At 25.5% G+C, this 24852-nt stretch carries 27 protein-coding genes and 1 other annotated feature; of the genes, 9 read left to right on the top strand and 18 right to left on the bottom strand.

Annotated features, from left to right (window positions below; translation table 4 throughout):
- Position 1 precedes the first annotated feature (1 nt).
- The 10 genes from rpoB to AC6I4F_RS04275 form a co-directional block, all read right to left on the bottom strand.
- Positions 2–3712 (bottom strand): DNA-directed RNA polymerase subunit beta, encoded by a 3711-nt coding sequence (rpoB, locus tag AC6I4F_RS04230; protein ID WP_497874521.1) that lies wholly within the window; start codon positions 3710–3712, stop codon positions 2–4.
- A gap of 182 nt (positions 3713–3894) precedes the next feature.
- Positions 3895–4275 carry a 50S ribosomal protein L7/L12 gene (rplL, locus tag AC6I4F_RS04235; RefSeq protein ID WP_252320298.1) on the bottom strand — a complete coding sequence of 127 codons (381 nt, stop codon included), beginning with the start codon at positions 4273–4275 and terminating at the stop codon, positions 3895–3897.
- A 41-nt stretch (positions 4276–4316) separates the two neighbouring features.
- Entirely contained in the window at positions 4317–4808 is a 492-nt protein-coding gene (gene rplJ, locus AC6I4F_RS04240) for a 50S ribosomal protein L10 (RefSeq protein ID WP_497874522.1), read from the bottom strand.
- Positions 4809–4844: 36 nt separating this feature from the next.
- Positions 4845–4970 (bottom strand) — a sequence feature (ribosomal protein L10 leader region).
- Between the two features lie 226 nt (positions 4971–5196).
- Positions 5197–5331: a hypothetical protein gene (locus tag AC6I4F_RS04245; protein WP_497874523.1), complete on the bottom strand. Its 135-nt coding sequence runs from the start codon at positions 5329–5331 to the stop codon at positions 5197–5199.
- 220 nt (positions 5332–5551) lie between these two features.
- Positions 5552–6160: a hypothetical protein gene (locus tag AC6I4F_RS04250; RefSeq protein ID WP_497874524.1), complete on the bottom strand. Its 609-nt coding sequence runs from the start codon at positions 6158–6160 to the stop codon at positions 5552–5554.
- 122 nt (positions 6161–6282) lie between these two features.
- The gene (locus AC6I4F_RS04255; protein ID WP_497874525.1) at positions 6283–6531 is read right to left on the bottom strand and encodes a hypothetical protein; all 249 of its coding nucleotides are present in this window, start codon (positions 6529–6531) and stop codon (positions 6283–6285) included.
- Positions 6532–6951: 420 nt separating this feature from the next.
- Positions 6952–7584, bottom strand: a complete 633-nt coding sequence (locus AC6I4F_RS04260; RefSeq protein ID WP_497874526.1) for an IS1595 family transposase — start codon at positions 7582–7584, stop codon at positions 6952–6954.
- 61 nt (positions 7585–7645) lie between these two features.
- Positions 7646–7975: a hypothetical protein gene (locus AC6I4F_RS04265; protein ID WP_497874527.1), complete on the bottom strand. Its 330-nt coding sequence runs from the start codon at positions 7973–7975 to the stop codon at positions 7646–7648.
- 517 nt (positions 7976–8492) lie between these two features.
- Positions 8493–9314, bottom strand: coding sequence for an IS1595 family transposase (locus AC6I4F_RS04270; protein ID WP_497874528.1), 822 nt, complete (start codon positions 9312–9314; stop codon positions 8493–8495).
- Between the two features lie 513 nt (positions 9315–9827).
- Positions 9828–10217 carry a TIR domain-containing protein gene (locus AC6I4F_RS04275; RefSeq protein WP_497874529.1) on the bottom strand — a complete coding sequence of 130 codons (390 nt, stop codon included), beginning with the start codon at positions 10215–10217 and terminating at the stop codon, positions 9828–9830.
- 247 nt (positions 10218–10464) lie between these two features.
- Here AC6I4F_RS04275 and ileS point away from each other — a divergent pair, with 247 nt between their 5' ends.
- Genes ileS through AC6I4F_RS04295 form a run of 4 tightly spaced genes read left to right on the top strand, consistent with a single transcriptional unit; the run spans position 10465 to position 16135 of the window.
- The gene (ileS, locus tag AC6I4F_RS04280; protein WP_497874530.1) at positions 10465–13227 is read left to right on the top strand and encodes an isoleucine--tRNA ligase; all 2763 of its coding nucleotides are present in this window, start codon (positions 10465–10467) and stop codon (positions 13225–13227) included.
- A 31-nt stretch (positions 13228–13258) separates the two neighbouring features.
- Positions 13259–13966: a signal peptidase II gene (gene lspA / locus AC6I4F_RS04285; protein ID WP_497874531.1), complete on the top strand. Its 708-nt coding sequence runs from the start codon at positions 13259–13261 to the stop codon at positions 13964–13966.
- Positions 13911–14777 carry an RluA family pseudouridine synthase gene (locus AC6I4F_RS04290; RefSeq protein WP_497874532.1) on the top strand — a complete coding sequence of 289 codons (867 nt, stop codon included), beginning with the start codon at positions 13911–13913 and terminating at the stop codon, positions 14775–14777. Before lspA ends, AC6I4F_RS04290 begins: the two co-directional genes overlap by 56 nt.
- On the top strand, positions 14777–16135 hold the full coding sequence (locus AC6I4F_RS04295) for a hypothetical protein (RefSeq protein WP_497874533.1): 1359 nt from the start codon (positions 14777–14779) through the stop codon (positions 16133–16135). The genes AC6I4F_RS04290 and AC6I4F_RS04295 overlap by 1 nt, the downstream gene beginning before the upstream one ends.
- 40 nt (positions 16136–16175) lie before the next feature.
- Here AC6I4F_RS04295 and tsaE read toward each other — a convergent pair whose 3' ends face one another.
- The 4 genes from tsaE to AC6I4F_RS04315 form a co-directional block, all read right to left on the bottom strand.
- Entirely contained in the window at positions 16176–16646 is a 471-nt protein-coding gene (tsaE, locus tag AC6I4F_RS04300; protein ID WP_497874534.1) for a tRNA (adenosine(37)-N6)-threonylcarbamoyltransferase complex ATPase subunit type 1 TsaE, read from the bottom strand.
- A 95-nt stretch (positions 16647–16741) separates the two neighbouring features.
- Positions 16742–16942, bottom strand: coding sequence for a hypothetical protein (locus AC6I4F_RS04305; protein WP_497874535.1), 201 nt, complete (start codon positions 16940–16942; stop codon positions 16742–16744).
- Between the two features lie 350 nt (positions 16943–17292).
- Positions 17293–17505: a hypothetical protein gene (locus AC6I4F_RS04310; protein ID WP_497874536.1), complete on the bottom strand. Its 213-nt coding sequence runs from the start codon at positions 17503–17505 to the stop codon at positions 17293–17295.
- A 115-nt stretch (positions 17506–17620) separates the two neighbouring features.
- A complete protein-coding gene (locus AC6I4F_RS04315; protein ID WP_497874537.1) occupies positions 17621–18115 on the bottom strand; it encodes an NUDIX hydrolase in 495 nt (164 codons plus the stop codon).
- Between the two features lie 184 nt (positions 18116–18299).
- On the opposite strand from AC6I4F_RS04315, the gene asnS reads away from it, so the two are divergent.
- The 3 genes from asnS to AC6I4F_RS04330 all read left to right on the top strand — a co-directional run bounded on the left by asnS (position 18300) and on the right by AC6I4F_RS04330 (position 20982).
- Positions 18300–19715: an asparagine--tRNA ligase gene (asnS, locus tag AC6I4F_RS04320; RefSeq protein WP_497874538.1), complete on the top strand. Its 1416-nt coding sequence runs from the start codon at positions 18300–18302 to the stop codon at positions 19713–19715.
- A gap of 113 nt (positions 19716–19828) precedes the next feature.
- Positions 19829–20548 (top strand): IS1595 family transposase, encoded by a 720-nt coding sequence (locus AC6I4F_RS04325; protein ID WP_497874539.1) that lies wholly within the window; start codon positions 19829–19831, stop codon positions 20546–20548.
- A gap of 266 nt (positions 20549–20814) precedes the next feature.
- Complete coding sequence (locus AC6I4F_RS04330; RefSeq protein WP_497874540.1) at positions 20815–20982, top strand: hypothetical protein; 168 nt, start codon at positions 20815–20817, stop codon at positions 20980–20982.
- A 361-nt stretch (positions 20983–21343) separates the two neighbouring features.
- Here AC6I4F_RS04330 and greA read toward each other — a convergent pair whose 3' ends face one another.
- The 4 genes from greA to AC6I4F_RS04350 form a co-directional block, all read right to left on the bottom strand.
- Positions 21344–21865 carry a transcription elongation factor GreA gene (gene greA, locus AC6I4F_RS04335; RefSeq protein WP_497874541.1) on the bottom strand — a complete coding sequence of 174 codons (522 nt, stop codon included), beginning with the start codon at positions 21863–21865 and terminating at the stop codon, positions 21344–21346.
- Positions 21866–21905: 40 nt separating this feature from the next.
- Positions 21906–22253 carry an HPr family phosphocarrier protein gene (locus AC6I4F_RS04340; RefSeq protein ID WP_497874542.1) on the bottom strand — a complete coding sequence of 116 codons (348 nt, stop codon included), beginning with the start codon at positions 22251–22253 and terminating at the stop codon, positions 21906–21908.
- A 169-nt stretch (positions 22254–22422) separates the two neighbouring features.
- Positions 22423–22980, bottom strand: coding sequence for an IS1595 family transposase (locus tag AC6I4F_RS04345; protein ID WP_497874543.1), 558 nt, complete (start codon positions 22978–22980; stop codon positions 22423–22425).
- Positions 22913–23284, bottom strand: coding sequence for a transposase (locus tag AC6I4F_RS04350; protein WP_497874544.1), 372 nt, complete (start codon positions 23282–23284; stop codon positions 22913–22915). The genes AC6I4F_RS04345 and AC6I4F_RS04350 overlap by 68 nt, the downstream gene beginning before the upstream one ends.
- A gap of 140 nt (positions 23285–23424) precedes the next feature.
- Between AC6I4F_RS04350 and rpmB the strand changes: the two genes are divergently transcribed.
- Together rpmB and AC6I4F_RS04360 are read left to right on the top strand one after the other, a co-directional pair.
- Positions 23425–23616 (top strand): 50S ribosomal protein L28, encoded by a 192-nt coding sequence (rpmB, locus tag AC6I4F_RS04355; RefSeq protein ID WP_497874545.1) that lies wholly within the window; start codon positions 23425–23427, stop codon positions 23614–23616.
- Positions 23617–23882: 266 nt separating this feature from the next.
- The gene (locus AC6I4F_RS04360) at positions 23883–24848 is read left to right on the top strand and encodes a PstS family phosphate ABC transporter substrate-binding protein (RefSeq protein ID WP_497874811.1); all 966 of its coding nucleotides are present in this window, start codon (positions 23883–23885) and stop codon (positions 24846–24848) included.
- Positions 24849–24852: the final 4 nt, after the last annotated feature.

Below are 24852 nucleotides of genomic sequence, written 5' to 3' on the forward strand. Positions count from 1 at the left end.
TCTAATCCTCAAGATAACTTTCGACTTCTTCATCGTAAGTTACCACTTTTTGTTCTTGACCTTTTTCGTCAATTAACACAATATTTATTCCTAAACCTTGTAGTTCTTTTGTTAAAACATTAAATGATTCAGGGATACCTGGCATTGGAATCTGTTTATTACGTAGAATCGCTTCATAAGTTTTAATTCTACCTTTAATATCATCAGATTTAATAGTTAGGATTTCTTGTAAAGTATGAGCAGCACCATAAGCTTCTAATGCTCAAACTTCCATTTCTCCAAATCTTTGTCCACCATTTTGTGCCTTACCACCTAATGGTTGTTGAGTAATTAATGAATATGGACCCACATTACGAGCATGTAATTTATCATCTACCATATGTGATAGTTTTAGCATATACATAACACCAACAGAAATTTTCTTAGCAAACTCTTCACCAGTTAAACCATCATATAATGTTAATTTATCAAAATCATTATATTTTGCTTCTTTCATAATATCTAACAAGTCTTGATTTTTTGCACCATCAAAAACAGGGGTTGCTACTTTAATTCCTAAAGTTTTAGCAGCCATTCCTAAGTGTAATTCAAGAATTTGTCCAATATTCATCCGCGATGGTACTCCTAATGGATTTAACATAATATCAACCGGTGTTCCATCTTCTAGGAAAGGCATATCTTCAATTGGTAATACTTTAGAAATAACACCTTTATTTCCGTGTCTTCCAGCCATTTTATCTCCTTCTCGGATTTTACGTTTTTGTACAATAAATACTTTAACTACTTCTTCTACTTCTGAAGGTAAGTCAAAACCATCTTCACGTTTATAACGTTTAATACCTTGAACAATTCCAGCACCGCCATTAGGTACTCGTAATGAATTATCTTTAACATTACGTGATTTTTCACCAAAAATAGCTGCTAATAATTTTTCTTCAGCAGTTGATTGTGTTTGACCTTTTGGTGTAACTTTACCAACAAGAATATCTCCTTCTTTAACTTCAGTTCCAATTAAAACAATTCCTTCATCATCAAGATAACGTCTTGATTGTTCAGAAGTATTAGGGATTTCACGTGTAATTTCTTCTTTACCTTGTTTTGTTTTTCGACATTCTAAATTATATTCTTCAATATGCATTGAAGTATAAACATCATCTTTTACTAAACGTTCATTAATAATAATAGCATCTTCATAGTTATAACCATGTCAAGTCATGAAAGCAATAATTACATTTTGTCCTAATGCAAGTTCGCCATCTTTCATCGAAGGTCCATCTGCTAAAATTTGATTAACTTCAACTTTATCACCAACTTTTACTAATGGCACATGAGTTACTGCTGTTCCTTGATTACTACGTTCAAAACGACTTAACTCATAAGTTGTTATTTCATCTTCTGATTTAATAATAATTTCATGAGAATCAACATATTGTACAACTCCCGGTAAATTAGCAACAATAGCTAATCCTGAGTCACGAGCAACAGCATACTCAACACCCGTACCAACAATTGGTGTTTGGGGTTTTAATAATGGAATTGCTTGACGTTGCATATTAGCTCCCATTAAAGCACGGTTAGCATCATCATTTTCTAAAAAAGGAATACAACTTGTAGCTATTGACACAATTTGTTTTGGTGAAACATCAATATATTCAACTTCGTTTGGTCCAACAATAATATTTTGACCATTACTACGAGCAATAACATTATTATTTTTAATAACATTATTAGTATCTAATTCAATATTAGCTTGTGCAATGATATAATTCTTTTCTTCACCGGCAGTTAAATATTTAATTTCATTAGTAATTTTACCTGCAATTACTTGACGGTAAGGTGTTTCAATAAAACCGTATTCATTAATACGAGCATAAGTGGCTAAATTATTGATTAAACCAATATTAGGTCCTTCAGGAGTTTCAATTGGACAAATTCTTCCATAGTGAGAATAGTGAACATCACGAACTTCTAAACTAGCACGATCACGTGATAATCCACCAGGTCCTAAAGCAGTTAAACGTCTTTTATTAGCCAATTCTGCTAATGGATTAGTTTGATCCATAAATTGTGATAATTGTGATAAGTTAAAAAACTCACCAATAACAGCTGTTAATGGTTTATTATTTGTAATATTTGCTGGTTTCATTTTATCACTATCAGTAGTTGACATTTTTTCTTTAATGTTTTTTTCAATACGTCCCATTCCGATACGAAATTGGTTTTGTAGTAATTCTCCAATTGTACGAATACGACGATTTGCTAAGTGATCAATATCATCAGCATTACCAATACCATGAATAAAATTTAAAATATAAGAAAGGGTTACTAAAATATCAGCAATAGTAATAATTACTTCTTTACATTTAGGATTAATTCCAACGACATTAATAACTTCATTTAATCTTTCTTTATCATTATAAACTTTAATTAACTGCACATAATGTTTTGGTTCACTATCACTGATTAATGTTTTTAAAGGTACTAAACATGCTCCTTCTTCTAATACTGTTTTTAGAATTTCTAATTGTGATTTACCAATTACTGTTTTTTTGGATAAAACAACATTACCTCTAATATCTTTAATATCTTCAGCTAGAGTGTAATTTAAAACACGATCTGTAATAGCTAATTTTTGAATTAGCTTATATCTTCCTGCTTTTGTTAAATCATATTTTTTTGAATCAAATAATAATCCAGTTAAAAATTTTGCAGCACCATCAACACTGGCAGTTTCTCCGGATTTAATTTTTTTATAAATTTCTTGTACTGCTGCTGGTCAATTTTGATGTTCATCATATTCATAAGTATTTAATAAAACATCATCTTTACCAATGATATTAATAACATCATCTTTAGTTAATCCTAAGGCAGTAAGTAAAGTGGTTACTGCAATTTTACGTGATTTTTCAATTTTAACTTGAATAATATCTTTAATTGTATTTTTATTACGAACTAATTTATTACGTTTAGAATCAGTTTCAAATTCTAGTCAAGTTCCACGTGATGGAATTAAATCACCTAAAAATTTATATAATCCGGTTTTTGGATCAATTTCAATTTTAAAATATGCACCTGGTGAACGAACTAATTGTGAAACAACAACCTTTTCACTTCCATTAATAATAAATGTTCCTTTTTGTGTCATTAATGGAAAATCACCTAAAAATACATCTCCTTCACGAGTTAATGTATAATCAACAATTAAAACATCTTCTTCTCTACCTTTAATAGTAACTTCAATAGTTGAAAATTCACTATTAGCATGAACATTTTTTTCTTCAAAATAATATATATTATCGCTAACTTTTGGTTCATTAATGTTTTTAATACCAAATTGGTCTTTAATTCAACGCATTAAATAATCTAAAATATTATCTTTAGCAGCAATAGTTAAATGACAATTATTTTCATGAATTGATAAAGATAATTTTGTATAGATTGGTGCTTCATAAGTTTTTGACTCATCTTTTGCTTCTTTTAATGTTCTTCTTGGTTTACGAAATTCTCAATCAATCAATGATAAAATAATACGATTATCATTATCAGTTACCGGAAATATTTCATTAAATACTTCTTGTATTCCTGTATCAATAAATCATTTATAAGTATCACGTTGAATTGAAATTAAATCAGGAAGATCTAAATTTCCTGATACTTTAGTATAGTCACGTCTTTTAGCATAATGACCAAATTGTTTTGTAGTATATGACATTGGTTCATCTCCAATTTTAAAAATTTATTAAAATCAAATAATTTGATTTCAGTTAATTAGTATTAATTTACTAATTAGTTTGATAAAATATTAAGTTTTAAGTTGATAATTTTTAGTTAAATAACAAACAGAAAACCAGTATTAATTAAAACTGGTTTTCATATAAATTTTTAATATTTGAACTACTTAACTTCAACAATAGCACCAACGGCTTTTAACGTTGCTTCGTGTTCTGTTGCTTTTGCTGTATCAATATTTTCTAAAATCTTTTGTGGTCCTGTTGCTACTGCATCAACCATTTTTTTAGCGTCCATTAAAGACATTGTACCACCAACAATTGCTTTAACTGCTTTAATAACATCAACTTTTTTGTCTCCTACTTCTTTTAAGATTACAGAAACTGTTGATGGTTTTGTTGCTTCTTCTTTAGCTGCTGCTGGTGCAGAAGCAACTGCTGCAGTTACTCCAAAAGTTGTTTCAATTAATTCAACTAATTCTTTTAATTGAACTGCTGTCATTGTTTTAACATGTTCAATAATTTGTTTATTTGTAATATTTTCCATTATTTTTTCCTCCATATATTTTTTTATTTAATAAGTGTTAATTATGCGTTTTCTTTTTGTTGGGCTACTGCTTTAATTGCTAAAGCTAAATTGCGAACTGGCGCTTGTAAACAAGAAGCTAACATTGAAATTAATTCTAATTTTGATGGTAATGAAGCTATTTTTTGTAACTCACTTTGGTCAATAACTTTCCCTTCAAAAATGCCACCTCTTAATACTAATAATTTATTAATTTTAGCATAATTAGAAACTATTTTAACTGTTTCTAACTCGTTTTCAAATCCAAAGATAAAACCATTTGGGCCAACTAAACTACTTTCAAGCGATGAATATTCTTTTTTTAAAGCACGAGCAACTAAATTATTCTTATAAATAGTGAATGTTGCACCTTTAGTTCTTAATTCCTTACGTAAAGAACTAATTTCTTCAACATTCATACCTTTATATTGTACAACAATTGTTGTTTTTGAATCATTAATTTGCTTAGCAATTAAATCAATAGTTTTTTGTTTTTCAACCATTGCTGGGCGCATAAGTACACCTCCTTATTATTCTGAAATAACTAGCAATAAGTAGTAAATAAAACTCGGAGCAAAACCGAGTAAATCACATGCATATATAATGATGGAAATTACCTGAGCAACATAATTAAGACAAAAGTCCGTTGCTGTCTTTGGCTTATTCTAGATTGTATATTATATGATATATATATATTAAAATCAAGAAAAATTTACAAAAGATTAAATAAATAATTTTTTATTATATATCTTTTAAGATATAAAACACTATTTTTAATAACATAAATGCTAATTTCATCAATACTTAATTAAAAAAAATGTTTTTTTTATAACTGGTTACTGTTTTTACTACTAGAGTTTTTGTTTTCACTTGAAGAAGATTCACTATTTATGTTTGATTTATCTAACTCAAGATTTTTATAAACTCTTTCTCTTCTTTTTGAATATTTTTTTCTACCCAAGCTTTATTTATTTTATCAGCATTTTTAGCACGTGCTTCTTGTTTTTCTTTATTATTCTCAATAGATTGTCATGGCATAATTTATTATTCCTTTCGCTTTTTGAATATTTTTTCTACTTTTAAATAATCAATAAAATTATATATTTTTAATAAAAAATATATATAAAAATATATAAAAAATTATTCTTACTTAATTAAGTAAGAATAATTAAACTAATTATCGTTATATTTTAAAATGAATAACGTCGTTGTCTTACATTTGTAGGAGGTTGCATATTACCCATAGAATTAGCTTTATCTACATCAACTGGTTTTCAACTGGAATTATATTATTTTCAACATTTATTATTGTTTTATCATTCATTAGTTCATTTATAGTTTTAAGTTTTCTACTATCCAGTTCTTGTTTTAATATATTAAATTGTGTTTCTAACTTAGTTTCTAATTTATAACTTGTTAAATCCTTAGATACTGATTTAACTTCTTTTTTATCTTTATTATTTTTAAATAATTTATTATAAATTCATGATTCAACTTTTTTTGATGCAGTTGAAAAAACTGATGTAATTGCTTTAAAACCTCCACTAATAAAAACTGAAGCAATATCAATATCAATCTTAATTGTTGCCACTATTGCAGCAGCCAAATAAGAAGCTAAAATCACAGGAAGCAAATTTGGAAGAACAGTAATAACAATAGTAATAACTAAAACAATAACCCAAACTTTTCACTCCGTTTTAGATCGCTTTGATTTTAATTCCATTTGTTCTTTTAATAATTCTTTAACTGGCATTGTGCTAATATTATTTGCATTTTCTTTATCAATTAAACAAGTGCTTTTTTTATATTCTTCAATATTCTGATACTTTTTAGTCTGTTTTCAAACTTCAATTGCATTTTTTTTCATTATTATCAAAATATATTATTTCTTCAAAAATTGATTCATCATTATAAACTAAAGTTGTTATATAAAATATCTTATCTTCAATTAGAAAAATTTCTTCATAATTTTTTTGAACATTTTGACTTTTAATATTTTCTTCTTTTTTTTATTTCTTTTTTTAACTTAGAAATATTATAAAATATTTCTAGTTTTTGCTCTTCAGTTAAATTTTCTTCATCAATTTTTCTTTGTATTTCTATTCTTCTATTAATATTTTCTTTTAATGATGACGGCATCCAATCATCACTATAACTATCTAGTTCATTGTTTAAATTGCTTATAGTATTTTCTAATTCTTCAATTTTAAAATTATTTTTTTCAATATTATTATTCAATTCTTTTTTTATATTTCTTTGTTTTTCAATTTCTAATTCTTTATCTGATATTGTTTCTTTAAGAGCAAAATATTCTCTAAGTTCACTATCAGTTGTTTTTTTCTTTCTTTACGTTTTAAATCATCAAGTAATTGTTTAAGTTGAATAATTTCTAATTCAAAAAGATTTTCTTTAACAATAGTTAATTTTTTATGGCTTTTATCCCTTTATGTACTATTTTTAAATTTTATCACATAAATGGAGATAAAAGCCTATCTAGGAAATTATCCCCGCATGTATCTAAATCAAACACAAAATTATAGTTTCAAAACTAGGTATCTTATTGAATTTATATGCAGCTTCTTTTGCATATAAATGAATATTGTGTTTTGAAACTTTTATGTGTGTTTGAAAAGTTCGTCGGATTTGTTTTCATGAAGATTAAATCTGGTTTGTGTTTACACCTGTTGATGACACATACCCAACTTCATGATTTACGATTTCATGTTTGTGATAGAAGTTTTTGAAACTTACATATTCCTTCCAATAATCCGTAAACAGACAACACCCAGTAGAAATGTGTTTCAATGCAAATCATAAAAGGTTTTTCTCATCTGCTTTTTTCAAAACTTTCACAATTAGTTTGTTGCTGGTTTTCTCATAAACTCCAACAATCAAGGTTTTAAAAAACAAGGATCTTCCTTGTTTTTTAAAAACTACATGTGAAAGATACATTTCATCTATCTGTTCTGTGCCATCATCAATGAACCCTGCATCTTGATTCCAAATTCTAGTTCTGATTTCATGACCCATTCTTCAAGCTGTTTTATATGTCACACCCAATTCCCTTGCAACATCTGTTGATGTTATACCATGCTTTGTGTTTATTCATCTAAAGATGAGATAAAACCAAGATGTCAAAGGTGTTTGTGACTTGTGAAAAATGGTGTCATGAAGAATACTAAATGTTTGATGACATTTCAAACATCTCATTCTTATCAAATCAGAAACATTCAAACTAGAAGAAGCACACCTGATACATTTCATTACTTTCAACTTCGCTATATATTTCAAACAATCGTTTTCATTTTGAAATATGCTATTGAATTCATTTCAATTTATTTTTTCCTATACACTAGTACATGTGGGGATAATTTCCTTTTTTATTTAAAACATCATTTGTTCTTTTGACATCTTCTGATTGTTTTGTAAAATTAAAAATTTCTTCTCTAAGTTTACTTATCTTTTGATCTTCTATAATTGTAAGATAATTATATTTATATTTATTTAAAACATTACTATCATTATTTGCTTCATTTAAACTATTTTCACTTTTAGAAGATTTTATTGCTAAACCTCCATGTCTTTTTTTTATAGAACCATCGGTTTGAGCAAAAATATTTTCTGGATTATTTTCCATTATTCGCTGAAATGTTGTTGATTTTCTTTTATCATTATCACGCATTTTATACATTTTTTTAGTAAAATAAAACCTATTTACTTATAAACAAAGCAAAGGGTCAAAAACTATATTTAGTTTTACACTTATCTTTTAACAAATTTTAGAAATTTTTACAATATTTTTTTATTTTCATATTATTATAAATAATTTAAATATTATTAAATTTTGAGGTATATAATAATTATTTAAAATAAAAGAGTTACCAATAATGGTAACTCCTATTTACTGTTATATGCCAACCGCAATGAATATTTACTTACCATTAACTAAGTAATTATTTTTATTATACTACTAAAATAAGTTTTTTTTAGTTTTATTTACTAAAAAAAATAAAACATTTTTAATTTTATTTATTTTTGATATTTATAATTAACTATTAATATATATCTATATGCTTAATAAGTAATAATTTAACATTTTATTTTATAAAATAAGGCTTTTATCCCTTTATGTACTATTTTTAAATTTTATCACATAAATGGAGATAAAATCCTATCTAGGAAATTATCCCCACATGTATCTAAATCAAACACAAAATTATAGTTTCAAAACTAGGTATCTTATTGAATTTATATGCAGTTTCTTTTGCATATAAATGAATATTGTGTTTTGAAACTTTTATGTGTGTTCGGAAAGTTCGTCGGATGTGTTTTCATGCAGATTCAATCTGGTTTGTGTTTACACCTGTTGATGACACATACCCAACTTTATGATTTACGATTTCATGTTTGTGATAGAAGTTTTTGAAACTTCCATATCCCTTCCACGAATCCGTAAACAGACAACACCCAGTAGAAATGTGTTTCAATGCAAATCATAAAAGGTTTTTCTCATCTGCTTTTTTCAATACTTTTACAATTAGTTTGTTGCTGGTTTTCTCATAAACTCCAACAATCAAGGTTTTATTCAACAAGGAAGATCCTTGTTTTTTAAAACCTACATGTGAAAGATACATTTCATCTATCTGTGCTGTGCCATCATCAATGAACCCTGCATCTTGATTCCAAATTCTAGTTCTGATTTCATGACCCATTCTTCAAACTGTTTTATATGTCACACCCAATTCCCTTGCAACATCTGTTGATGGAATTCCATGTTTGGTGTTTATTCATCTAAAGATGAGATAAAACCAAGATGTCAAAGGTGTTTGTGACTTGTGAAAAATGGTGTCATGAAGAATACTAAATGTTTGATGACATTTCAAACATCTTATTCTTCTCAAATCAGAAACATTCAAACTAGAAGAAGCACACCTGGTACATTTCATTACTTTCAACTTCGCTATATATTTCAAACAATCGTTTTCATTTTGAAATATGCTATTGAATTCATTTCAATTCATTTTTTCCTCCACACTAGTACATGTGGGGATAATTTCCTTTAATTATTTATTTTTTGTAATTAAAAATATTATTTAAAACAACATTCTGAGTTACATAAAATTTCTTAAATAATTGATAAAAAACTATATTCTTTAATTTTTAATAAAAAAAATGAAAATTTTTGAAAATATTTTCATAACTAAAAAGATTTTCAGAATAATGTTCACTATTATTAACTTCAGTTTTAATTTCTTCAAAAAATTTATTTTTTGATTTATGTTTTTGTGAAAAAAATAACAATTTAGTTTATTTTTGGATTTTTTTGGACAATCTTATATATTTTCTTCAAACAAATTTATTTCTTTGAAGAGAACAATTTTTTTTCAATTTTTCAGTTTTAACTTTATTTTGACATTTATCAAGTAATTTTTTTAACCTTAAAGGATTTGAAACTATATTTGAAAAACTTTCAACAATTGCATAGTTATTTATTACATTTTCATAAATTCTTGGAGTAGAATTTTGGTTATTAATTAAAGTTTTGTAATCATTATCATTAAAATCACAATTTTTTTTGCTTTTTTAATAAAATCATCAGTTAAAAGTATTAATAAACCATTTTTTCCCCTTCGATGGAGGCTACCATATATTGATAATGAAGCCACAATTTCTCAATAAATATGTTTTCTACATTTTGTATGTTTTCCTAAAATAACTATAGTAATATCTGAATCTTTTACATACTCTTCTCTAATAGTTTTAAATATCTTTTTAGGAGGCAATTGCGAATCAATATCACCTAGTTTTACAGATACGTCTTTCACTTCAAAATATTCTCCATAACATTCCAAAATTAATTCTGATAATTTATCCTTTGCTTTTTGTTCTCTTAAATGATGATATGAAATAAAAATTTTTAACATTATTCATTAACCTCTTTTTTAACATTATTAAAAAAAATTTTTTTATAAACTTTAATAAGTTTATACTTTATTATAAAATAATACTGACTAAAAGTAATATTTTTAACTTTTAAGTTTTATAAAATCTTATTATTAAAATAAAGTAAATATTATACAAATTTCAAGTAATTACTAGTATAATGATTTAAGAATAAAAAAGAATAATTAGTACAAATAAAACTTGTTATTTTAAAGGAGAATAATATACATGAATAAAAACTATAAAGATACATTATTAATGCCTCAAACTAACTTTGAAATGCGTGCTAATTTAACTATAAAAGAACCACAACTACAAAAATATTGACAAGACCAAAAAATATATCAACAACTAATTAACAAAAATAAAAAATCTACGAAAACTTTTATCCTTCATGATGGACCTCCATATGCTAACGGTGATCTACATTTAGGACATGCATTAAATAAAATTTTAAAAGATATTATTGTTCGCTATTATAATAGTAGCAATTATTATACACCCTATATTGCAGGTTGAGATACGCATGGTTTACCTATTGAAACAGCAGTTACTAACTCAGGAATTAATCGTAAAACAATATCAGTATCAGATTTTAGAAAACAATGTCAAAAATATGCAGAACTGCAAGTTGCTAATCAAATTAATCAATTTAAAACATTAGGATTATTAACAGATTTTAAAGTTCATTATGTTACTTATGATAAAAAATATGAATCTGAACAAATTAAAGTTTTTGCTAAAATGGTAGAAAAAAAACTAGTATATCGTAATTTATATCCTGTATATTGATCACCATCAAGTGAAAGTGCCTTAGCTGAAGCTGAAGTTGAATATTTAACAAAAACTAGTGCTGCTATTTATGTTGCCTTTTTACTGAATGATGAAAAAAAAATATTTAACTTACCTACCTCACTAGTAATTTGAACAACAACACCATGAACCATTCCTAGCAATCAAATGTTAGCAGTAAATGAAGAATTTACATATAGTATTATTAAGACTAATGAACAACAATATATTATTGCACAACCATTGATTAATTCTTTTACTAAAGCAAACAACATCACCGATTTTACAATTGTTAAAACAATTTCTGGTAAAGATTTAATTGGATTAACAGCATTACATCCATTATATCAAAGAAAAACCCCAATCGTTCATGGTTCTCATGTTACTATAAATGATGGAACTGGAATTGTTCATACTTCTCCAGCGTTTGGTGAAGAAGATTTTGATTTAGGATTAAAACATAATATCAAAATTATTTGTCCAATTAATGATCAAGGTCAATTTACAGCAGAAATCAATGATGAACAATTAGTCAATAAGTTTTATGATGATACTAATAAAATTATTGTTGAGCGCTTAAAAAATAATGATACATTAATTGGTATGAAATGATTTAAACATCAATATCCACATGATTGACGAACTAAAAAACCCGTTATTTATCGTGCTACTTTACAATGATTTATCGCTATTGAAAAAATCAAACCATTACTTACTAAAAATATTAATAAAGTAAATTTTGTTCCTGAATGAGCAAAAAAAAGAATGTTATTAATGACAAATAATCGCTATGATTGATGCATTTCTCGTCAACGTGCTTGAGGATTACCAATTCCAATTTTTTACACTGAAAAAAAAGAACCAATCATGGATATAAACCTTATTAATCATGTGGCTGATTTATTTGCTAAACATGGTTCAAATATTTGATTTGAAAAAGAAGCAAAAGATTTATTACCACCTAAATATCAACATAAAGATAGCCCAAATGGTATTTTTTATAAAGAACAAGATATCATGGATGTTTGATATGATAGTGGTGTTTCCCACTTAGCAGTTATTAAAAATAATAATTTACCTTGACCAGCAGATTTATATTTGGAGGGTAATGATCAATTTCGTGGTTGATTTAATTCAAGTTTAACAACAGGAACCATTACTCATAATAGTAGTCCATATAAAAACTTGTTAGCACATGGTTTTGTAACTGATGCTAAAGGAAATAAAATGTCAAAATCAATTGGTAATGTTATTAGTTTTAAATCAATTTGTGATACTAATGGTGCTGATATTTTACGATTATGAGTAGCCAGTGTTGATTTTACTGATGATACAAGAATTGGTACTGAAATTTTAAAACAAGTTAGTGAAAACTATCGTAAAATCAGAAATATTTTTCGTTTCTTACTAGGTAATTTATTTGATTTAGATATCAAAACTATTGAAAATAAAACAGAAGAAGAAATTATTAATAGTTTATCAGAAGTTGATCAATATATTTTAAATAAATTAAACGGATTAGTGATTAAAATTAATGAAAATTATCAAACTTACCAATTTAATACTATCTATCATTTAATTTTAAATTTTGTTACTAATGATTTGTCTGCTTTTTATTGTGATTTTACTAAAGATATTTTATATGTTAATAGCAAAAATGACATTAGAAGAAAACAAGTACAAATAACAATGTTTTTAATAGTAAAAACTTTAATTGGTTTATTAGCCCCTATTTTACCACACACTACTGAAGAAGCATTCCAAAGTTTAACTAAAAAAGATTTAAACACAAGTAGTGATTCTATTCATTTAAAAAAATTTCCACAACCATGAAATTTAAACAAAGCAACAAAACTAATGGAAAAATGAGAATATTTTATTAACTTTAAAAATGAAGTTAATAAAGTTATTGAACAAGCTAAAAAAGACAAAATTGTTAAAACAGCCCTAGAAACAATAGTAACTATTATTTTTAAAGATAATCATAATATCTTATCAACAATTGATGAAAAAGAATTAGCACAATTATTAATTGTTAGTGAAGTTAATATTAATTATAATAATAGCAACGTTAATGATTGAACTATTAATGTTAAAACAAAAGATGGTACTAAATGTCCTCGCTGTTGATTAATTGTTAATGAAACAAAAGAAGATGTTTGTAATCGTTGTTTTGAAGTGTTATCATTAATAATGTAAATAACTAATATTAGTTTAGAAAGAAGTAATTATGGAATTTTCTTGATTAGCAATTAAAAATCATTTAAAAACACGTGATTGAAAATGATTAACTAAAATAATTTGTTTTTGCGCAATTATTATTCTAATTGTCACTGATCAAATGATAAAATTAGCAGTACAAAACGGAATAAAAGCTGGTGAAGAATATAAATTTATACCCTGATTTATTAATTTAAAATTTATTATTAATTATGGTTCTGCTTTTAGTTTTTTTCAAAATCAAAGAATCTTTCTAATAACTTTTGCTTTTCTAGTAGCAATTGCTAGTAGCACCTGACTATTATTTACTAAATCTATTAACAGAGCACTAGGTCTCAGTTTTGTTATTGCAGGAACAATCGGTAATTTAACAGATAGATTTTTACACAAAGGTGGTGTTATTGACTTTTTATTATGACAACTATTCCCACCATATACTATTTTTAATACTGCGGATATATTCATTACCATTGGTATCACAATTATTATTCTACAAATAATTATTGGAACCATAATTAATTCCTATCAAGAAAAGTTTGGAGAACACAATAATGAAGTCAACAATGGAACATTTACAACAATCATCAATGACAGAAAATCAAAAGATGATAAAACTAAAATATCATGAAAACAAAAATATCCGCATCGACAAATATTTAGCAATGGTATTAACAGAACATCATTATTCACGAAATTTTATCCAAAATTTAATCACTAATGGTCAAGTAGTAGTTAATAATAAAACTATTTCATCAGCTAATTTATTATTAAAAAATAATGATGAAATAAATATTGTTATTAAAAATGACAAAGATAACACTTTAAAAGCAACTGCAATTGATTTTGAAATAGTTTATGAGGATAATGAAATTCTTGTTATTAACAAACCTAATAATTTGGCTGTCCACCCAGGAGCAGGTAATTGAGATAATACTTTAGTTAACGGATTATTATTCCAATCTAAAATTGAAAATATTGAAGAAAATAATTTACGTCCAGGCATTGTTCATCGTATTGACAAACAAACGACAGGATTATTATTAGTAGCTAAAAATAAAATTAGTCATCATATTTTAGCAGAACAATTACAAAAACATGAAATTAAACGAATTTATATTGCGTTAGTTCATGGTACAATTAAAGGTAGATCAGGAACCATTAAAGCACCTATTGCTAGAAGCAATAATAATCGTCTAAAAATGATGGTCAATGAACAAAATAGTAAGAAAGCAACTACTCATTTTACAGTTATTGAGCGATTTAAAGACTATACTTTAGTTCAATGTCAATTAGAAACTGGTCGAACACACCAAATTCGTGTTCATTTTGAGTGAATTGAACATCCAATTGTAAATGACCCTTTATACAGCAAATTTAAATTGGAAAATGCTAATATTGGACAATACTTACATGCTAAAGTCATTACTTTTACTCATCCCACAACTAAAAAAGTTATGACTTTTGAATGTAACTTACCTGATTTTTTTGAAAATAAATTACAATTATTACGAAAGGAAAGTGTTAAATAATGGATGATAATATTCTAGATATTTTAGGTTTACAATTAGTTGATTATTTTATTAGTCATCAAGATTATCGACCATTTAATGTTCCTAAAGAATTAAAACTACATGTTAAAGGTGAAGTATATCTAACTAATAAAGATAGTAATACTTATCATATCATTAAAATTATTAAAGAAAATAATTTTAATCATCACCATTTAAAAAACAAAGATGAAGTTTATGAAATTTTACATAAACAATTAGCAGATGAAGGTGTTAAAGATATTCGTTATTTAATGGTTATCTTAAATGATGATAACCAAAACGAAAATCGAAGGTCACCAGCAGTTGATGTTATTATTGCTACTAGTGATAAAATTGTTCAAGAATTATCTAAATTTTATCCTAGTATTACTAAATTTATTAAGGTAGACTTACCCCAACTTGAAACTGAAACTGAAAATAATGAAGTGACTAATGAAGATAATAGTATTGGAAATTTAAGTGATAATTGAAAAAAAGTTAATTTTCAAAACCGTCGTTACTTAAGCGAAACATTAAAAAAATGTACTAATGCTAATTTGGCAGTTACCTGATTTCTTTTTATAATTCCTATTATTACACTTGTTGTTTTTCTAGTAATTATAAATCTTAGTCAAGATGATTGATTAGCATTAGATTATAAACAACAACATTTGCTTTTTGGTGCCAATTATCATAACTTAATATTTGGTGCTTATCAATATTGAAGGTGATTAATTTATCCATTTGCTGGTAATGATATAAATCCTTCAGCTCCTATTAATTTAATATTTTCACTTTGAATGTTTTATCATGTTGGAAGATTTGTTGAAGGATTTTATGGATGATGAAAAGCAATTTTCATTTGAATTGGTGCAATGATTCTAACCGGTATTTTACAAAGTGTTGTTGATAATATTAATATCATGTCAGGATTTTGAGTTTTTCCTGTAATTTCATTAGGAGCAATGTTACCTTTCATTTGAAATTATAAATTATTTAAAACTCCAATTATGAATCGTTTCTTTACAACTATTTTATTAATGCTAATATTTTGATTTATAACTGATCAACAAGTAGTGACATTATTATATTGAATGATTGCTTTTGTCACAGGATGATTATTTGCTTCTTTAATCGGATATCATAATCGTAAAATAACTGTGTATTATGCTTTTAGTCCAATTGCTATTGGTTCATTAGTATTATTTGCTGGTTTACTTTGAGGTTTAAATAATTATTATTCTGTTGATTATAATAACTATACTTTAGAAGTATTAAAACAATATCAAAAACTTGGTTTAATTAGTCAAAGTACTATTAATAGTATTATGCTTAATTACTTTCATATACAAGTATAAAAAAAGTAGAATTTTTCCTACTTTTTTTATAAATAAAATTCTATATTTTTTTTAATGCGTCAAATAAATACTTTTCTTCCTCTTTTGTAAGAAGATTAGGATTAATAACTATTTTTCTACTATTAATATCAATAATTTTAAAATCTATAGCAATATATGAATAATTATTAAAATTAATTTTTAATCTTTCTGATCATTCAATTATCATAAAATTATTCATCATTATTTCATAATATTCTTCTAAATGAGGATTAATTAAACGATAAGCATCCATATGAATTAAATTTCATTCATATTTAGTTTGATACTTATTTCAAATAATAAAAGTTGGTGAATTAATAATATTTTTAACTCCAAGTAAATTACCAATTAATTTAGTAATTTGCGTTTTACCACTACCAAGTGGACCATTTAATAATAAAATTAAATTTGGTTTAGCAATTTTAACAATTATTTTGGCAAGAGTATTAGTGTCATCTAAATTTTTTAATATATATACATTCTTTTTCATAATAACCTTCTTTGATAATTATTTTATACTTTACAAACTATTATACAAAAAAATAACTTATTTTCTAAATTATTATTTTTCTTATTTAAAAGATATTAATGTTCATATGTTTCTTTTTTAACTACCACTTTTTCTTTACTTCTTACAAAAAATCATTGATAAAAACCAAAGCATGAATTACCAAGAGCAACAATTCACATTAATAAAAGATTTACATCCAAACGATTATGAGCAGCTCCCGAATACATAGCTATTTGAAAAATATTAACAATTATTCAAAAAAATTCATTGTTCACGAAAACGTAATAACATTAGTATTTGCGCAACAATACTTAAATAATTAGTTAATGAATCTAGAATATGTGGTAAAACTTGTTGAAAAGTATTACCATCAAAATCATATTTCCCTAAAATTACACGTGAAAATTAAGGAATTTCAAAATAAAAAAATACTGATAAAACAATTGCAAAGTAAATAGTAACAATACTTGTTTTTAAATTTAAACGTTTAGAAATTATTTCTTGTTGTGAATCTAAATGAAATTTCCATAAACTATAGCCAATAAATTGAAAAGGCAAAAAGAAAAATAAATTCAACTGCATATCACCAACATAATCTCAAACTAAAGCAATACAACCATAAATACTAAAAGTAAAAAAAACATCAAAAAAAATTAGAAATTTTACCAAACGAAATTAAAATTATACAAATAACATTAGTAAAAGCAGCAATACCATTTAATAATAATAATACTTGCTGTCAAGGATGATAAGTTTGACGATTTACAATAGTTCAGACCGAAGGATATAAATTAGGATTAATAAAATGATTCAAATCAAAAAATGTATTTCATAACATAAAAATTCCTAAACAAATAATAGCTACTTTAGCAGAAAATGGAATTTTATTAAGATCTTTGGGTATTGATAATAAAAATTCTTTTATATTTTTCTTTCTTTTTATAAATTTAAATTTATATCTTTAAACATATTTTCTTTCTTTTAACTTTATCTAGTTCACTCTCATTAATAAAAATACCATTAATACCATTTTCACCAATACTACCATCACCTTTACCAAAATAACTTAACTTTAAATCTAAATTCAAACTAGATAAATCAACAGCATAAAAATGTCATATTTTTATTGAAGTTTTATTAGCATAATAACTACCAAGTCTATAAATACAATCAAGTTTTAAACTGCTAATATTAATTACTGTCTCTTCTAAAATTTCATTCTTAACAGTTTCTAGTGATGATTTACCTAATTTACAACCACCTGTTAGAGTACTAACAAATGATATCTTTTTATTTTCAAATAAAAGATTCTTTTCTTTCATTAATAAAAATCAATATTGATTATATTTATATACAAAAGGTAAAACTGCAACTCCTTCATTATTACATCATGGTTCACTAACACCTGTCATAAAGCCATTAGTAATTAACTTTAAAAATTTGCCCATAATAAACCCCCTTTACTATAAGTAATATTATAACATTAACTTAAAATTGAATTTCAAATTTTATACTAACTAAAAATAAAATTTATCCCAAATATTAATGAAAAAAATCATAAATAATTCCCTACTAAGATAATAGTTAATATATAATTTATTTATTATATAAAAATAAATAGGAGGAACAATAATGATTTACACAATTAATAATTTATTTATTAATAGTAACAATAAAACTAAAAAAATACCAACACAAGTAACTGTTAACGGTTGGGTTCGTTCTAATCGAAATAGTAAAAAAGTTGGGTTTTTAGATTTAAACGATGGTTCTTCAATTAATAACTTACAAGTAGTATATGATCCAAATTTAGAAAATAATAACAATTTAACTAATGTTACTACTGGTAGTGCTGTTACTATTACTGGTAATTTAATTTTAACACCAAATGCGAAACAACCATTTGAACTAAAAGTAATTACTGCTACTGTCTACAACATATGCGCTAATGATTATCCAATCCAAAAAAAAGAACATACAAATGAATTTCTTCGTGAACACGCACACTTACGTGTTCGTACTAATACTTTCTTTTCATTATTTAGAATTCGTGATCAAGTATCATGATCTATTCATAAATTTTTCCATGATAATCAATTTATTTACCTACATAGTCCTCTTATTACAGCTAATGATGCTGAAGGTGCTGGTGAAAATTTTATTGTTACTACTATAACTAATGATAAATATGAAAAGGATTTTTTTGGGAAAAAAGCCTCATTAACTGTTAGTGGTCAGTTAAATGCTGAAGCCTACGCTCAATCTTTACAAAAAGTTTACACATTTGGACCAACATTTCGTGCTGAAAAATCTAATACTACACGTCACGCAGCAGAATTTTGAATGGTAGAACCAGAATTTACCTTTAGTAATCTACAAGATAACATTATACTAGCCCAAAAACTAATAAAAACTGTTATTAGAGATGTTCTAAATAATTGTAATTCAGAATTAAAATTCTTAGAACAAAAACAAGAAACTAAAAATGAACAATCACTAATTGAAAAATTAGAAAAAATTGCCGATTTTAACTCTGATTTTAAAGTTATTACTTATACAGAAGTCATTGAATTACTTTTAAATGCACAAAAAAAAGGAAAAAAATTTGAATTTAATGAAATTAAATGAGGAATTGATTTACAATCAGAACATGAAAGATATTTATGTGAAGAAATAACTAAACAACCAACTTTTGTTATTAACTATCCACAAACCATCAAAGCTTTTTACATGAAACTTAATCCAATTGATAGTAATAATCCACAACAAAAAACAGTTGCAGCTATGGATTTATTAGTTCCAGGGATTGGTGAATTAATTGGTGGTTCTGTTCGTGAAGATAATTATGAACAATTACTAAAAAATAAAACCCAATTCAAAATTGAAGGTAATGATCTACAATGATATTTTGATTTAAGAAAATATGGATATGCACCAAGTGCTGGTTTTGGTTTAGGTCTAGAAAGATTTTTAATGTTTATTACTGGTATTAATAATATTAAAGATGTTATTCCTTTTCCTCGTACACCAAATAACTTATTATTCTAAAATAATAATATTTTAATAATATCTTTTTAAATTAAACTTATAATGTTATTTAAAACTCCTATTACTACATTAAAATCCAACATAATATATAATTAATTTAGTATTAAATAATTATGGAAATTATCCCCACATGTACTAGTGTGGAGGAAAAAATGAATTGAAATGAATTCAATAGCATATTTCAAAATGAAAACGATTGTTTGAAATATATAGCGAAGTTGAAAGTAATAAAATGTATCAGGTGCGCTTCTTCTAGTTTGAATGTTTCTGATTTGAGAAGAATAAGATGTTTGAAATGTCATCAAACATTTAGTATTCTTCATGACACCATTTTTCACAAGTCACAAACACCTTTGACATCTTGGTTTTATCTCATCTTTAGATGAATAAACACAAAGCATTGTATACCATCAACAGATGTTGCAAGGGAATTGGGTGTGAAATATAAAAAAGCTTGAAGAATGGGTCATGAAATCAGAACTAGAATTTGGAATCAAGATGCAGGGTTCATTGATGATGGCACAGCACAGATAGATGAAATGTATCTTTCACATGTAGGTTTTATTCAACAAGGAATATCCTTGTTGAATAAAACCTTGATTTTTGGAGTTTATGAGAAAACCAGCAACAAACTAATTGTGAAAGTATTGAAAAAAGCAGATGAGAAAAACTTTTTATGATTTGCATTGAAACACATTTCTACTGGGTGTTGTCTATTTACGGATTCTTGGAGGGGATATGGAAGTTTCAAAAACTTCTATCACAAACATGAAATCGTAAATCATGAAGTTGGGTATGTGTCATCAACAGGTGTAAACACAAACCAGATTTAATCTGCATGAAAACACATCCGACGAACTTTTCGAACACACATAAAAGTTTCAAAACACAATATTCATTTATATGCAAAAGAAGCTGCATATAAATTCAATAAGATACCTAGTTTTGAAACTATAATTTTGTGTTTGATTTAGATACATGTGGAGATAATTTCCTAGATAGGCTTTTATCTCCATTTATGTGATAAAATTTAAAAATAGTACATAAAGGGATAAAAGCCATAATTATTAATAAGTTAAAAAAAAGAAAGGATATTTATATGCCAAAATCATATGAAATTATAAAAACAATATTAAAAAATAATACTTTTAAATTAAAAAGTAAACGTTTAAATTTAGAAATAATGATTGATTATAATCAAAAAGATCTAATTAATGTTCAACATTCAATTTACAATAGTTCAAAAGTAACCATTTTTTCTAAATAATTACAAGAATTTTTAAAAAATGGTTACCATAATGCAGTTGCATCTAAAAAAATAGATATCCCATGAGTAATAACAGCAACTTTTAATTTACCAAAATTTGAAATTAATAAAAAAAATTACCAAATTCATCATATATAACTGAAATTAATTACTTAAAAAATAAAATTATTAAAGAAGGTATAACTATTAAAAATGATGAAACATACTTTGAAACTAAACTTTCTTTAAAAAAAATATGTGAAAAATTTAATATTGAAAATTATAACATAAAAGAATTACTAAATGATTGCTTAAAAATCCCATATAATAATTTTGAAAAAATCAAACAACAAAGTAATTTAAATACTAAAGAAAACAAAACTTATAATTGATTTTTTACTTCTATAATTTTTAACCTATATGTTTCTTTAATACCTTTAATATCAACAATATCACCAACAACACAATTCATAATTGATACTGCTAATGGGCACTCATTTGAAATTAATCCTTCAAATGGATTACTTTCAATACTTCCAACAATTTTAAATTTTTCTTTTGTTTCATTAACAATTTTACCATCTTTAATTTTTACAATTGTTACTCAACTACCAACACGAACTGCTTTGATATTACTATTTTTACGTTGTTTTTGTTCTTCAAGAATAACAGCACTAGTAATAATCGTTTCAAGTTCTTGAATGCGTGCTTCATTTTTGCCTTGCTCTTCACGCGCACTAGTATAATCAGCATTTTCTGATAAATCACCATCAGCCCTAGCTGCTTTTAATCGTTCTTTTATTGATTCACGTTCAACATTAATTCGTTTATATAATTCAGTTTTTAACTTTTCTAAACCTTGTTCTGAAATTATTATTTCTTTATTTTTGTTAATTTCGCTCATTAAATGCCTCCATTTATATAATTTAATATTTTAAAACCATTTACTTTATTAATTTTTCTTCTTTTAATAAAGAAATAATTTCTCATTTAACTTCTTCAAGTTTTTTATCTTCTTCTTTCTCATCCATTTTTGTAATAATAAAAGCAATTTTACTAAAATTTTTTGCTTGTAAACCTAGAAAATTAAGAACTGACTTAGCTTTAACTTTAGTTTCATTACCAGTAAGTTTTACTGATTTCGTAATATCTGCATTATCAGGTAATTTAATGACTTCTACCTCAATATTTTTATACTTACTAATAGCAATTGCAATTTTGGCTATTGGTCGTGCATGTAAACCAATCTTTTTTTCATCATCAATTTGCACAGCATAAATAATACAATTCATTTTTTTCCTCCAAGATTTCTTAAAAATTTGTATAATATAGTTTATTTATAACATATTTTTTATTTTTTTAAAAAAAATATATAAGGCTTTTATCCCTTTATGTACTGTTTTAAATTTTATCACATAAATGGAGATAAAAGCCTATCTAGGAAATTATCCCCACATGTATCTAAATCAAACACAAAATTATAGTTTCAAAACTAGGTATCTTATTGAATTTATATGCAGCTTTATTTGCATATAAATGAATATTGTCTTTTAAAACTTTTATGTGTGTTCGAAAAGTTCGTGGGATTTGTTTTCATACAGATTCAATCTGGTTTGTGTTTACACCTGTTGATGACACATACCCAACTTCATGATTTACGATTTCATGTTTGTGATAGAAGTTTTTGAAACTTCCATATCCCTTCCAAGAATCCGTAAATAGACAACACCCAGTAGAAATGTGTTTCAATGCAAATCATAAAAGGTTTTTCTCATCTGCTTTTTTCAATACTTTCACAATTAGTTTGTTGCTGGTTTTCTCATAAAATCCAACAATCAAGGTTTTATTCAACAAGGAAGATCCTTGTTGAATAAAACCTACATGTGAAAGATACATTTCATCCATTTGTGCTGTGCCATCATCAATGAACCCTGCATCTTTATTCCAAATTCTAGTTCTGATTTCATGACACCATTTTTCAAACTGTTTTATATGTCACACCCAATTCCCTTGCAACATCTATTGATAGTATACCATGCTTTGTGTTTATTCATCTAAAGATGAGATAAAACCAAGATGTCAAAGGTGTTTGTGACTTGTTAAAAATGGTGTCATGAAGAATAATAAATGTTTGATGACATTTCAAACATCTTATTCTTCTCAAATCAGAAACATTCAAACTAGAAGAAGCACACCTGATACATTTCATTACTTTCAACTTCGCTATATATTTCAAACAATCGTTTTCATTTTGAAATATGCTATTGAATTCATTTCAATTCATTTTTTCCTCCACACTAGTACATGTGGGGATAATTTCCATATATAATTTAAATTTTTCTTATTAAAATAATGTTATAGTAAATATTCAATTTTTTACAAATAAATTTTAATTTTTTTTAAAATAAATAAATAAATATGGTATTATTTATTAGTTAAAACATTAATAAGGAGAAAATAACTATGGCAAGAAAATGTGCTTTAAGTGGTATTGGTCCACTAACTGGTAACAACCGTTCGCATGCGATGAACTCTTCTAGAAGAAAATGAAATCCAAACTTACAACCAGTAAAAATTGGTGGAAAAACTTTAATGATTAGCGCTCGTACTTTAAAAACTTTAAAGAAAAATAATGCTTTAGATAATAAAAAATAAAGTTATTTTATCTTTTGAAATATATAAATAAAGAATACTAATAAAAGAAAAAAATACTTTTCTTTTATTTTTTATATTAAATTAAAAATATTTAATAAAATGGTATTAAGTTAATTTAATACCATTTTTTAATTACTAAAAAAATATTAATAATATAGTCTAGAAACTACATTTTTTATAAAAATGAAATAATTTTTCTAGTTTTTATCAATTATATTGTTATAATACGTGTATGATAAAGAAAACTCTCAGTTGGGTGGATTTATATGCTAAAAAAAAGAATTTTGTCATTATTTTGATTAATCACAATGATTAGTATTTTTATTGTAACTTTAGTTAGTCATAAACCCTATTTTATTATGGGCGGTTCAACTTCAGTAGCACCTTTAATGCATACATTAATGGAAGGCTATCCCGATAATCATAAAGAATCAGACTTTACTTATAACAGTTTAGGTTCAGATGCAGCAGTAATTCCCGTTAATAAAAATATGTTTGGTATTGGCTGACTTTCAAAAGAATATACAACTCTTAATAATAATTTAATTTCTTTTGTTTTATCAAAAGATGGCATGATTTTAGTTTATAATTTGCCACAAGATTGCTTAGGTAATAATAAACCTCTAAATTTTACACAAGATAAAGTAAAAAAAATGTATTTAACTAAATCTTCTATTTTCTGAAGAGATTTATTTCCACAAAATACTTCAGAACCAAATCAAGGTTGAATCAAACCAACTTGTGACCTCAAAATTTTACCTTATACTAGAGAAAATGGTTCAGGAACACGAGATGTTTTTAATGAAAAAGTTCTGGGTGATTCAAAAGCATATTATCCACAAGCAATAACTGTTAATTCAAGTACACAAATGTTTAATATGTCTAGTGGTGGTGTTAGCTATAGTTCATATTCAGATAAAAAACAATTAGATTCGAATAAACAATTCACTAATATTCATATTGCTAATTGAGAAAATATTGCTCCAAGTTTAGATACCATTAAAAATGGTACTTATCAGTTATCACGACTATTTACAGGTTTAATAAATAAAAATTTTAAACAAATTAATACTTTAGTTAAATTTCTAAAATTCTTGTTTATTCCTGACTATCCAGGTCATAACGAATACGTAGTTCCTACTTTTTCAGAAGCTCAGTACGCACAATCAGCAGTACCATTAACTGACAAATTAAATTATGATTTAAATCAGTGATTAAACAATTTTCCATAAAGGA

It is taken from the genome of Spiroplasma ixodetis (assembly GCF_059729505.1).